General features: G+C 63.3%; 11 protein-coding genes. 5 read left to right on the top strand and 6 right to left on the bottom strand.

The window, feature by feature from the left end; genetic code table 11:
• The first annotated feature begins 133 nt into the window (after positions 1-133).
• The 4 genes from P4U43_RS03420 (at position 134) to P4U43_RS03405 (ending at position 6,405) form a co-directional block, all read left to right on the top strand.
• Positions 134-1,495 carry an extracellular solute-binding protein gene (locus P4U43_RS03420; RefSeq protein ID WP_277357448.1) on the top strand — a complete coding sequence of 454 codons (1,362 nt, stop codon included), beginning with the start codon at positions 134-136 and terminating at the stop codon, positions 1,493-1,495.
• A 122-nt stretch (positions 1,496-1,617) separates the two neighbouring features.
• The gene (locus P4U43_RS03415; protein ID WP_318532998.1) at positions 1,618-2,472 is read left to right on the top strand and encodes a carbohydrate ABC transporter permease; all 855 of its coding nucleotides are present in this window, start codon (positions 1,618-1,620) and stop codon (positions 2,470-2,472) included.
• Positions 2,469-3,377, top strand: coding sequence for a carbohydrate ABC transporter permease (locus P4U43_RS03410; RefSeq protein WP_277357447.1), 909 nt, complete (start codon positions 2,469-2,471; stop codon positions 3,375-3,377). Before P4U43_RS03415 ends, P4U43_RS03410 begins: the two co-directional genes overlap by 4 nt.
• Positions 3,378-3,381: 4 nt before the next feature.
• A complete protein-coding gene (locus P4U43_RS03405) occupies positions 3,382-6,405 on the top strand; it encodes an alpha-mannosidase (protein ID WP_277357446.1) in 3,024 nt (1,007 codons plus the stop codon).
• A 41-nt stretch (positions 6,406-6,446) separates the two neighbouring features.
• On the opposite strand, the gene P4U43_RS03400 is transcribed toward P4U43_RS03405, so the two are convergent.
• Positions 6,447-8,087 (bottom strand): HNH endonuclease signature motif containing protein, encoded by a 1,641-nt coding sequence (locus P4U43_RS03400; RefSeq protein ID WP_277357445.1) that lies wholly within the window; start codon positions 8,085-8,087, stop codon positions 6,447-6,449.
• A gap of 69 nt (positions 8,088-8,156) precedes the next feature.
• On the bottom strand, positions 8,157-8,648 hold the full coding sequence (locus P4U43_RS03395; RefSeq protein WP_277357444.1) for a DUF4386 family protein: 492 nt from the start codon (positions 8,646-8,648) through the stop codon (positions 8,157-8,159).
• Positions 8,649-9,040: 392 nt separating this feature from the next.
• On the opposite strand from P4U43_RS03395, the gene P4U43_RS03390 reads away from it, so the two are divergent.
• Complete coding sequence (locus P4U43_RS03390; protein WP_277357443.1) at positions 9,041-10,339, top strand: ATP-binding protein; 1,299 nt, start codon at positions 9,041-9,043, stop codon at positions 10,337-10,339.
• Between the two features lie 26 nt (positions 10,340-10,365).
• On the opposite strand, the gene P4U43_RS03385 is transcribed toward P4U43_RS03390, so the two are convergent.
• The 4 genes from P4U43_RS03385 to P4U43_RS03370 all read right to left on the bottom strand — a co-directional run bounded on the left by P4U43_RS03385 (position 10,366) and on the right by P4U43_RS03370 (position 12,133).
• On the bottom strand, positions 10,366-11,121 hold the full coding sequence (locus P4U43_RS03385) for an ankyrin repeat domain-containing protein (RefSeq protein ID WP_277357442.1): 756 nt from the start codon (positions 11,119-11,121) through the stop codon (positions 10,366-10,368).
• A gap of 217 nt (positions 11,122-11,338) precedes the next feature.
• On the bottom strand, positions 11,339-11,629 hold the full coding sequence (locus P4U43_RS03380) for a hypothetical protein (RefSeq protein WP_277357441.1): 291 nt from the start codon (positions 11,627-11,629) through the stop codon (positions 11,339-11,341).
• Positions 11,619-11,888, bottom strand: coding sequence for a type II toxin-antitoxin system RelE family toxin (locus P4U43_RS03375; RefSeq protein ID WP_277357440.1), 270 nt, complete (start codon positions 11,886-11,888; stop codon positions 11,619-11,621). The genes P4U43_RS03380 and P4U43_RS03375 overlap by 11 nt, the downstream gene beginning before the upstream one ends.
• Positions 11,885-12,133 (bottom strand): type II toxin-antitoxin system Phd/YefM family antitoxin, encoded by a 249-nt coding sequence (locus P4U43_RS03370; protein ID WP_277357439.1) that lies wholly within the window; start codon positions 12,131-12,133, stop codon positions 11,885-11,887. The genes P4U43_RS03375 and P4U43_RS03370 overlap by 4 nt, the downstream gene beginning before the upstream one ends.
• Positions 12,134-12,307 lie beyond the last annotated feature (174 nt).

Below are 12,307 nucleotides of genomic sequence, written 5' to 3'. Positions count from 1 at the left end.
GGACACACCCTGATTGGTTGGCCATGAGGGGCGTGTCCTGCTCATTCAACCGGGGGATTGTGGGTTAAATCCACTCGATGTACTATTTCCGGTATCGGAAGTCTCCCGATGCCTAAGTTTCAAAGGAGAAACCATGCGCGGCGCCTCTCGAACCATCCCAGCAGCGGCGGTTGCCGCGCTCCTCGTCCTCAGCGGCTGCGCAGGCGGCGGCGGAGAGGAGGAGGCCACGGACAACACCCTGCGGATCATCTACCAGAAGGCCGGCGAGGCCTCTCCGCTGGACACCCTCATGCAGACCACCAAGGAACAGTTCGAGGCCGCCAACGAGGGCGTCACCGTGGAACTTGAGCCGGTCGAGGGCACTGATGAGGACTACAACACCCGCCTTGCGCTCTCGCAGCGCTCGCCTGACACCGCTCCGGACGTCTTCTATGAGGACACCTTTCGCCTCCGCTCCGATGTTGAGGCCGGGTACCTGCTCAACCTCGACGAGCACCTAGCCGGCTGGGATGAGTGGGACGCCTTCAATGGGCGCGCAAAGGAAGCAGGAAAGGCGGACGACGGCGGCACCTACGCGGTGCCGCTTGGCACCGACACCCGGGTCATCTGGTACAACAAGCAGGTGCTCCAGGACGCCGGGATCGAGGTTCCCTGGCAGCCCGAATCATGGGATGACCTCCTCGAAATGGCACGTACCGTCAAGGAAGCGCAGCCTGATTCACGGCCGTTCAGCATGTACGCGGGAACCGGCACCGGTGAAGGCACCGTCATGCAGAGCTTCTACGAGCTGCTCTACGGCACTGAAAGCGGCGGTCTCTATGATGACGAGTCATCGAAGTGGATCGCCGGATCACAGGGCTTCGTCGATTCACTGGCGTTCCTGAAGACTCTTTATGACGAGGAATTCGCCGTCACCCCGGCCGAGGCCCTCGATCCCAACGTGTGGCAGGTAGTCCTCGGCACCATGCTGCCCGAGAACCAGATGGCAGCCACGGTGGAAGGTTCCTATGCGCCGTCGTTCTGGCAGGAAGGCGGCATGTTCGAGTGGCCGGAGTACGCGGACGTGATGGGCGTTGCGCCGTTCCCCACCCAGAACGGCCAGGAGCCGGGAGCGACGAGCATGTCCGGCGGCTGGACCCTGGCCATCGGTGCGGGTGCGGAGAATCCGGACCTGGCGTTCGAGTTCCTCACCACCGCCATGAGCCAGGAGAACCTCCTGCAGTACACGGTGGACAGCTCGCAGATTGCTGTGCGTACTGACATCGCCGAAGCGCCCGAGTACCTTGACGCGAACCCGTTCGTGGCGGATGTCTCGGCGGTGCTTGATGTCACGAACTACCGGCCCGCTACCTCGAACTATGCCGAGATTTCGACGGCGGTGCAGGAAGCCACCGAAGCCGTCATCACCGGAGGAGCCACTCCCGAAGAAGCAGCGGCAACGTACGACGAGGCCTTGACGGCGATCGTCGGCGAAGAGAACGTCGTCGAGGAGTAGCCATCTCCTCCACGGTCACTTCCCGCGGTTCGTCCTCCGGCGCCGCGCGCCGCGGCGGCAGCGGGAACAACAGCCGGGAGCGGGAGCGTAACGGACGGGCCTCCCGCTCCCTGGCATCGGCGTTGAAGCTCATACCCCTCGCGCCGGCGATCATCCTCATCGGGATCTTCCTGGCCGGGCCGATCATCTGGTCCTTCTACGGGTCCTTCACCAACGCCGCCCTGACCGGCCCCAACGCGAAGAACCCCGAGTGGATCGGCCTGGAGAACTACACCACCCTCTTTGCGGACCCGCTCTTTCCGCAGTCACTGCTGCTCACCGTTGTCTTTGTGCTGGTGTCGGCGGTGATCGGGCAGAACTTCCTCGGACTCGGCCTCGCGCTGCTCATGCAGCGGGCGCACAAGGCGGTTGCCGCCGTCGTCGGCGTATGTGTGGTGGCAGCGTGGGTACTGCCGGAAATCGTGGCCGCGTTTGTTGCGTACGCATTCTTCTTCCGGGACGGGACGCTGAATCAAATCACCGGCTTTGCGGGCTTGCCTGCGGTGGACTGGCTCTTTGAGCATCCGATGCTCGCCATTATTCTCGCCAACATCTGGCGGGGGACCGCGTTCTCGATGATGGTCTACCAGGCGGCGCTCAATGACGTGCCGAAGGAGATTACGGAGGCCGCGGAGATCGACGGCGCGGGCGGGGCCAAGACGCTGGTCTTCGTCACGGTTCCGATGATTCGGCGCAGCATCGCCACCAACCTGATGCTGATTACGCTGCAGACCCTCGCCGTGTTCACGCTGATCTACGTGATGACCGCCGGCGGGCCCACCAACCGGAGCACCACCCTGCCGATCATGGCGTACGAGGAAGCCTTCCGCTACAGCGACATCGGCTACGGCACGGCGATCGCGGTGGTCATGCTGATCATCGGCGCCGCGTTCTCCCTCGCGTACATCCGCCTGCTGCGCGAGAGGAAACCCTCATGAGCGGGCCGGTTTCCAGTACGACGACGACGGCGGCGCCCCCGGATTCGCAGCGGTCCCGCAGCGTCCGCCAGGGTGCCCGCAGCCTGCGCCGCGGGGCGCCCAGCTGGAGCGCCAGTGTTGTTCTGGCCGTGATCGCCCTGTGTTTCGTGGTGCCGCTGAGCTGGCTGGTGCTGGCGTCCTTCGATGCTGAAGCGACGTACGAGACTGCCCTGCCGGCGTCCTTCTCGCTGGCCAATTTCACCGCCATTCTGACGCCGGAACAGACGTTTGTGCCGCTGTGGAACAGCTTCATCCTGTCCGGTGGATCGGCGGCGCTGACCGTGATTGCCGCAGTGTTGGCCGCCTACCCGCTGTCCCGCTTCAACACCCGGTTCAACCGACCGTTCCTCTACACCGTGCTGTTTGGCACCTGCCTGCCGATTACGGCGATCATGGTTCCGGTGTACAGCCTGTTTGTGCAGCTGAACCTGCTGGATTCACTCGCCGCGACCACGTTTTTCCTCGCCGCGACGTCCCTGCCGATGGCCATCTGGATGACCAAGAACTTCATGGATTCAGTGCCGGTGTCACTCGAGGAAGCGGCGTGGGTAGATGGCGCATCCGCCATGAAAGCGCTGTGGCACATTGTGGTGCCGCTGATGCGGCCGGGACTCGGCGTCGTGTTCATCTTCGTGTTCATTCAGGCGTGGGGGAACTTTTTTGTGCCGTTCATCCTGCTGTTCTCGCAGGAAAACCAGCCCGCAGCGGTAAGTATTTTCCGGTTCTTCGGGCAGTTCGGGACGGTCGCGTACGGGCAGCTGGCCGCATTCTCGATCCTCTATGCACTGCCCGTGATTGTCCTGTACATCCTCGTCTCGCGTGTGTTCGGTGGCTCGTTTGCCATGTCCGGCGCCCTGAAAGGTTAGCTTCATGCATGACAATCGACTTCTCGTCGAGGCGCGAATCGCCCGGTTCCTTGCCGAGCGGCTGACCCCTGCGGTCTGGCCGGTCTCCGTGCCGCTCGAGATTTCCGCCTGGCAGGCGCCGGGAGAACCGGTGCCGTTCTCTTCCGTCGTCGCCGAGCAGTTCGAGCCGTTCGTTGTGGGCTCCATGTGGGGGCGACCGTGGGGAACCACCTGGTTCCGCTTCACCGCGACCGTGCCGGAGGAGTGGTCTGTCTCTTCCGGGCACCAGCTTGAGGCCGTGATCGACCTCGGATTCTCGACGATCATGCCGGGCTTTCAGGCCGAGGGACTGGTGTACGCGCCGGACGGCCGGGTGATCAAGGCGCTTGAGCCGCTGAACATGTGGGTTCCGCTCGATGCGGCCCCGGGCACCGCCGTCGAGTTCTATGTTGAGGCGGCGTCCAACCCCAACGTGATTGACGGGTTCGATTACCAACCCACTCCGCTGGGGTCGCTGTCCACCGCGGGTTCGGATGCGCTGTACACGTTCCGCCGGGCGGAGGTGGCGCTGTTCGACCGCGAGGCGTGGGAGCTGGGCCAGGATGTCTGGACGCTGAACGGACTCATGCATGAGCTGCCCGTGGACCTGCCGCGCCGGCACGAAATCCTGCGCGCACTGGAGAAGGCGGTCAACGCCGTCGACCCAACGGATATCTCCGGGACAGCATCGGCGGGCCGCGCGTGTCTTGCTGCGGTGCTGGCTGCGCCTGCGCACGCGAGTGCGCACCGGCTGCACGCGGTGGGGCATGCGCATATCGACAGTGCCTGGCTGTGGCCGGTCCGCGAGACCGTGCGGAAGGTGGCCCGGACGTTCTCCAACGTGCTTGAGCTGATGGACCGCAATCCGGACTTTGTGTTTGCTGCTTCGTCGGCGCAGCAGTACGCGTGGCTCAAATCGTCCTATCCGGAACTGTTCGAGCGGGTCGCGGAGAAGGTCCGGTCCGGGCAGTTCGCGCCGGCCGGCGGCATGTGGGTGGAGTCGGATACCAATATGCCGGGCGGCGAGGCGCTTGCGCGGCAGTTTGTTGCCGGTAAGCGCTTCTTCCTCGAGAACTTCGGCGTGGAGCCGCTGGAGGTGTGGTTGCCGGATTCCTTCGGGTACTCGGCTGCACTGCCGCAGATTGTCCGTGCGGCGGGGTCGGAGTACTTCCTCACCCAGAAGATCTCGTGGAACGAGACGAACCTGTTCCCGCATTCGTCCTTCAACTGGGAGGGCATTGACGGCACGAGGGTCTTCACGCACTTCCCGCCGGTGGACACCTACAACTCGGATCTCAGCGGTCCCGATCTTGCCCGCGCCCAGCGGAACTACCGGGAGAAGGGCGCCGCCAACACCTCGCTGGTCCCGTTCGGCTGGGGCGACGGCGGTGGCGGACCCACCCGGGAGATGCTCGCCGCTGCTGCCCGCGCCGCTTCCCTCGAGGGGTCGCCGACTGTGACGCTGTCTTCTCCTGCACGGTTCTTCTCGGAGGCAGCCGCCGAGTATCCGGATGCACCGGTATGGTCCGGTGAGCTGTACCTTGAGTTCCACCGCGGCACGTACACCTCGCAGGCGCGAACCAAGCGGGGCAACCGCCGGTGTGAACACCTGCTGCGTGAGGCGGAGCTGTGGTGCACGATTGCTGCCGTGCGATCGGGGTTCGAGTACCCGTATGACGAGCTGGAAACCGCCTGGCATACGGTGCTGTTGCAGCAGTTCCATGACATCCTGCCGGGATCCTCGATTGCCTGGGTCCATGAGGAGGCCGAGCGGAACTATGCGGCGGTTACGGCTTCGCTGGAGTCGCTGATCGGCGCGTCGTTGGAGGCGCTGCTGGGCGACGGATCAGCGACAGCCGCGCTGAATGCCGGCCCCTATCGTGTGGAGGGTGTGCCTGCACTGGGAGGTGCGGCGCCGTCGTCGTCGGCTGTTTATGAACCGGCACGCGAGGGGTCCTCGTGGGTGTTGGAAAGCGAATCCCTGCGGCTGACGGTTGATGAGAACGGGTTGTTCACCTCCTTGGTGGTTGACGGCTTGAGTGCGTCCGGCGGGCGGGAAGTCATCCCCGCGGGCACGAGCGCCAACGTGTTCCAGCTGTTCCGGGATACGCCGAATCAGTGGGACGCCTGGGATATCGATGAGCATTACAAGTTCAATGTCACCGAGCTGACCGAGGCGGCGTCCGTTGATGCGGTCGGTTCCGTGTTGCGGGTGGAGCGGGTGTTCGGGAAGTCGCGGCTGGTTCAGCGGATTTCGTTGAGTGCTGACGGCACCGCGGTGAACCTGTCGATCGAGGTTGACTGGCATGAGCAGCAAAAGCTCCTCAAACTCGCGTTCCCGGTGGATGTGCTGGCTGATCGTGCGGCGTCGGAGATCCAGTTCGGGCATATCCAGCGACCGACGGCCACTAACACGTCCTGGGATGCTGCGCGGTTTGAGACGGTGGCGCACCGCTGGGTCCACGTGGGGGAGCCCGAGTTTGGGGTGTCGCTGGCGAATGATTCGACGTACGGCTATGACGTCACCCGGGCGGAGTCGCCGTCCGGTGTTCCCCACACGCTGCTTCGTGCGTCGCTGTTGCGGGGGCCGCTGTTTCCGGATCCGCAGGCTGACCAGGGAGCGCATACCTTCGAGTTCTCGTTGCGGCCGTCGTCCGGTATCCCTGAGGCGGTTGCGGAGGGCTATCGGTTGAATCTGCCGGTGCGTACGGTGGCTGGCGTGGGGTCTTCAACTGTTGAGCCGGTCCTGACGGTCTCCAACCCAGCAGTGGTGGTGGAGGCAGTGAAGCTGGCCGAAGACCGGAGCGGTGATGTTGTGGTGCGGCTGTACGAGGCGTTCGGTGGGAGGGCTTCAACGGTGCTTTCGGCCGGCTTTGAGTATTCCTCCGTGATTGCCACGGACCTGTTGGAGCGGCCGGTTTCGGCGGACTGCGTCCAAACCACCGACGACGGCGGTGTTGCTCTCTCGCTGCGACCCTTCCAGTTGGTGACGCTGCGGTTTCGGCGGTAGGCCTGTATTGGGGGCTGACGAGGGGCGTCGTGCATTCTCCGCTAGAACGGTGGCGGTAGTTCGGGTGGTTCGACGTAGGTCTCACCACCGAGCGACGTGACGTTTGGTGTGCCGGAGTCGTCCTGCCCGATAGACCAGAGGCCCTCGGTCTTCATCATGTGGTGTCGTTTACACCGAGGCCCGAGATTAGTCAGCGACGTTTGCCCGCCGTGTGCCCAGGGGATGATGTGGTCGATTTCGCAGGACCACGACGACCGGTTGCACCCCGGATGAATACAGGTCGGGTTGGTGATTCTCACCCAATCCTGAAGGTGTTTCGGTGGCCGGTATCTGTCTCTGCCGACGCTGAGCACCGCGCCCGTTTCAGGGTGGACGAGGATTCTGGTGAAGCTCGGTGCATGCGCTGCGAGGTTCCTGGCCGTTTCGGGGTCCATGGGCCCGTATCCATCGAGGTAGCCGTTTTCACAGCCCTCGAGATCCGGGGCGGCGCTCTCGATGGCGAGCGCGCCGGCAACGCGTGGCGCTCCTGCATGGGCTTCTTGCGCAACAGCCTCCACAGCGTCAGCGGGTAAGTTCACCGCCGCGCTTTCATCGAAGTCGGTGCCGCGTGCGCCGGAAAGATCCTGCCAGTCAGTGCGTTTGTGACCGAGCAGGGTCATCACGGGAACGGTGACAAACACTGTGGCTCCTACCCCGCGGAAGCCCGTGCCCTTCTCCGGGTCACCGGTGCAGGTATGGGTGAGGACGTCAGCGAACACATCCGCACGCAACTGTGACAGAGTGCGGGCCTCGTCGCGACCCTGCAAGGAGCGGGCCGCGGCGTCCACACGGTTGAAGATCCCGTGTGCCTGCTCCGCGGGAAGATAGGCGCTGAGCCAGGCCATACCGTCCCGCTCAGGCTCCACTGCAACGCGGCGATCTTTCACCTCACGGGTTTTCCGTTCGATGATCGACTCGGGATGCAGTTTCTCGCGGAGCTGCCTGCAGCGCCGGACGAGCTTGGGGCGCGTCAGCGCGCCGGCCGTTTCCAGGACCGCATCCTCAAACCCGGCCGTGGCCTCTGCCGGAATGCATTGCGATTCCTGAACGATGACCTGCGCCTGAGTGGGGCTAATGGTGCCGTCGTCAAGCGCCTCCCACGTTCCCGGTAAGTCTTCCCTCAAACGCAGCGCTTCACCGAGCATTTGTTGCGCTGCCCTTCCCGGCACCCGCAGCAACGGGGCGATTTCCTCAGCCGCCATGGTGAAGCTCAGATCCGGAGAGGTGCCACCCTCCCCGGGCTTCCCCAAAGCGGTGCCGTCAATTGCGCGAATATGGTCGAAGACATCAGCGATCAGTACGGCCTGTCTGGCTGCGGCCCAGGACGCCAACCGCTGTGCTGCCCGGAGTAGGTCGAGACTGTCAGCGATGGACCGCGACCGCCGGGACTCTGACGACCGAATGTTCTGCAACCGGCCAACCAGTTGGTACGCCGATGCTGAGTCCACGGCGGCGCGGGAACGCGCCTCGGATTCGCCGTCGTCGAATTCATCATCCCAATCCAGCGAAAAGGACTGGCCGGGATGCAGGTCCCACCAGCGCTGGTCCGCCTCAGCGTAGGCGGCATCGAGAACGCGCTCGTACGCTTCTTCGCGAGTCAGCCCATCGGCTTCCTCGAGCGTCTCCCACATCCTGATTCCCATAGAAAACAGCTAATCATCCGGCTCTGACATTCTTGGATCGATGCCTAAAGAGCCGGAAGAAGCCGCCCTTCACCGTGCTTTCACACGCAGCGATCCGGGATGCGAAGACTTACGTTCCCGCCTGTCTGCCGTCCACATGACGTAGCCTGCCGACGCGATCGCGAGCTGGAACGGAACGGCAAACAGGACTGCTGAGGTCTGTTCGTTTGCCACCAGCAGCAGTGCGCTGCTCACCACAAGGAAGACGCCGATCCACCGCGGTAGCACTCCTGAGCGGAGGATGAAGATGCCGATCAGCACAAACCCGATAATGAGCGCCACCATGCCGACGACGACGAAGTAGGGCATGCCGGAAAAGTCACCATCGAAGAACGCGGCCTGGAGAAGGACCGCTGCAAGCAGCACCAGAAAGCCCGGGGCGGCGAATCCCAGCCCGGTGTGCATGAGCCTCGGCGGACGTCCGGATAGACGTGCCCTGAAGGTCAACCCAATGATCCCGATGAGAACGAGGATGGCCGCAACAGAACCAAGGCCGGTGACAAGACCTGACGCAGTCCGCATCGATTGAGCGCCGCACTCACTTCCGACGCAGCCGCTCGGTTGGAGGGAGTGGAGGACTATCGCGAGTGAGCCCAAGGCTCCGCCGGCCAGAGCGGAGGGCCCGGCCAGGCGAGAGCTCCAGTGCGTTTGGAGAAAGTCCCAGGACATGAATGACCGCCATCAATAAGGAGACCCAGGAGAAATGATGCTTTATGGTCGCCCGGCGGCAAGTTCGGCGTCAAGAGTAGTCTGAACGACCGGCGGGCAGGCTGTGCCCGGTCCAAGGCCCCCTAATCGCCCGTCATGGTCAGCTCGCGAAGAAAGACGACTTCATCTTCGAGATTTCACCAACAGATGGCGTCATCGTGCTGGAGAGTATAGGTACGCGTTGCCTCCACCAAGGAAGGTGCATCATGACCAAGTGGCGAGTCCGCGACTTTCACACCACCGATCTGGACGGAATACTGCACCTCTGGGAGTCTGCCAAAGCTGCAAGCGCCGAATCCGTCTATGCGCTTTCGGAAGTGTTGGCATCGTGCGAGAAGGATTATGCCGTTGTCGCGGTGGAGGGCGATCAGGTGATCGGCGCCGCCGTCGGGAGGGCAGCGCATGATCAGGGGTGGATCGTTTTTCTGGCCGTCCTGCCTGAGTATCGCAGCAGCGGAATCGGAACGGCGCTGCTCGCCGGCGTCGAAACCCGTATGGCGCCACACGGCTTGAACAAGCTGTCGGCGCTGATGCCGGAAGCTGAAACTCGGGTGGGAGCATTCCTTGCCCGGGGTTTCAGCCTGAAACAGAACCTGCGCTATCTCGAGCGGAAAATTCCGGTTCAGCGGCAGGAGCTCGAACCGCTGAGTTCACTGGGAGGCAGGGTACTTGCACGCGGCCTGTGGGAGAACGTTTCCGGGATGCGCAAGGAAAAGGAACTGCTGGAGCGGCGCCTGGTGTTGCCCCTGGCCAAAGCGGATCTGGCTGACGAATTCGGGGTAGTGCCTCCACGCGCCGTCGTTCTCTTTGGTCCGCCGGGCACCGGCAAGACGACTTTCGCGAAAGCAATTTCCTCACGGCTTGAATGGCCTTTCGTGGAGATATTCCCCTCGCGGCTGGCTTCCGATTCCAAGGGACTCGCGGGAGCCTTGCGAGAAACGTTCCTGGAGGTCGCGGAGCTTGAGCACGCGGTCGTTTTCATCGATGAGGTCGAGGAAATTGCCTCGCATCGGTCGGGTGAGCCGCCGTCTCCGCTGCAGGGCGTCACCAACGAGTTGTTGAAGATCATTCCGGCCTTCCGTGAACAGCCAGGCAGGCTCCTCATCTGTGCCACGAACTTCATCCGCACCCTGGACTCCGCGTTCCTGCGCCACGGACGCTTCGACTACGTCATCCCCATTGGACTTCCGGATCAGCAGGCGCGCGAGGCAATGTGGCAGCGTTTCATTCCTACCTCAGTGGTGAACGACGTCGATGTGCCCCTTCTGGTGCGGCGCACCGATGGGTTCACTCCAGCAGATATTGAATACGCCGCGCGGAGCGCTTCGCAGCGGGCGCTGGAGAAAGCGGTCTATGGCAACGGTGGCGGTGGAGCCACGGAGGGAACCACCAAGGGTCCGGCCACCCAGGACTACCTGGACGCGATCGAGGACACGCGGACCACCGTGAGCGAAGAGGTGCACCGGCAATTCCTGGAGGATATCGACGTCCTCGGGCGGGTGTGAGGAACGACGACGGTCGAGCCTGCGCTCTACTGTTCCACCGCTGTGCGCAGAACGGCAGCGACCTCTTCGAAGCCCAGAGAAGTGGCTTGCTGCAAAGGCGTCAGACCATCACCCTGGGAGGGAGACCTCACATCGGCACCGTCGTCGACGAGCAGCTGCACGGTCTCCACGTATCGGGGCGAGCCATCGCCGAAGATAATCGCCTCGTTCAATGCGGTCCAGCCCAGGTTATTGACGTGGTTAACGTCCACATCGGTCTCCAGCAGCCTACGCACCACGTCCGCGTGGCCACGCTCCGCGGCGCGGATCAGAGCGGTGCCGTTGAAACTGTCGAGCGCGTGGACGTCCGCACCGTTGCTCAAGGTCAGCTCCAGCAGCTCGAGGTAGCCCTCACTTGCCGCGATGAGGAATGCGCTCTGTTGAGTCTCGTCCTCGTAGTTGACGTCAGCACCGGACTCGATGAGCCGGCTGGCTTCGGCGACGTCGTTCTCCCACGCAGCGTCGATCAGGTTCTGATTCAGCGCGATCTGTTCTTCGGGGGCTAGCGACCTGGAAGTAGCCGGTGGGCTGCTCGGCGGTAACTCCGGAGCGGACTCCACGGCTCCCGGGGACGTGCTCGACGTGCTCGGTGAACTCGACGGGCTGGGTGAAGACGCGGACCCGGAAGGCGTCTGTTGCGTCTGACCGGTCACTTCGCCGCCGTTGCCGGTGCAGCCGGTCAGCAGTAGCAGGAGGCCCAGAACAGTGGCCGGCACGGAGGCCCTCACCGGGAAGCCTTCCATGAGGTCACCGAGGGGTTACGCCAGAACTTCGTAGGGACCATTCCCATGCGCGCTAGCATACGCCAGCCATGATCAGGACGACACTCAAGTGCCCCGGCAAAAACTGCCCGTAGGTGCAGGGTCGCCGCTTCGAACCGGCGGGCTTGCGCCTGCGGGCAGTTTTTGGGCTCGGGCCGGCCGTTTCTGGGGGTATCGGGTGCGGAAGGCTCACACCGGGTCACGCGGAAGGAACCGAACCGCCGGCAACAGCCACAGCCCAATCCCGAGCCCGTCGCCGCGGAAGACCACCGAGCAGGTCCGACGGAAGCGAAACGCTCTCAAACCCCGAGCGTGAAGCCATCACCAATACCGATGCCGAAGTATGCTCACGGACGTACACCAGCACATCGCCCTGCGCATACACCCACCACAGTCCTCCGGAAGCCAAGGCCGGCACATCCCGACGCAACCGGCCAAGGTGAGCAACGGCGTCGTATCGTCGCTTGGGCTCCGAACTGCTAGTCGACACGTCCGCGGTAGACGTCCTTGCGATGGCCAAGAGTGACGACGACGATCAACAGGATGTCATCCTCAATGGTGTAGATAATGCGGTAGTCGCCTACTCTTACGCGCATGCCGGGCCTTCCCTGAAGCGCCCGGGCGGCAGGAGGCCGGGGGTCTTCGCTGAGAAGGGCGATGGCTCCCTGTATTCGGCCGCGGTCCTTATGGTCCACGCGGCGGAGGGCTTTTACAGCGGCGGGACGTAACTCGACGCGGTAACGGGTCATGTCCAGCCGAGGTCGGCCTTGACCTGGTCCCAGGGAATGTTCTCCCCTTCCTCAGCCATTGCAGCGTCGAACGCCTCAATGTCTTCGCTGTCCTCGAGCGCTTCCACCATGCGCTCATAGTGTTGTGGGCTGATCATCACTGCTTCAAGCTTCCCGCGCCGTTCAAGGAAAACGGCGCCGTTTTGCGCGTCCTCGATCAGTTCGGGGAGATGCGCTCGTGCGTTCGTCACGCTGACGGTGGTCATAATCTAAATGTACGTTTCGAGATCAGCGATGTACATATTAGCGCCCAACTCTCTCAGCGCCTGAGATTGGCGAAGGGCAGTTGCCCATGGATTAGGAAGAACTCATCCAGAAGAAGCTCGTCTTCGACAGTCGAGGCCGGTCGGTCGGATACGGGCAACCACGAGATGAGAAGA

The organism is Arthrobacter vasquezii (assembly GCF_029455255.1).
Taxonomy (GTDB): Bacteria; Actinomycetota; Actinomycetes; order Actinomycetales; family Micrococcaceae; genus Arthrobacter_D; species Arthrobacter_D parietis.
This window is presented reverse-complemented; position numbering and strand designations above follow the sequence as displayed.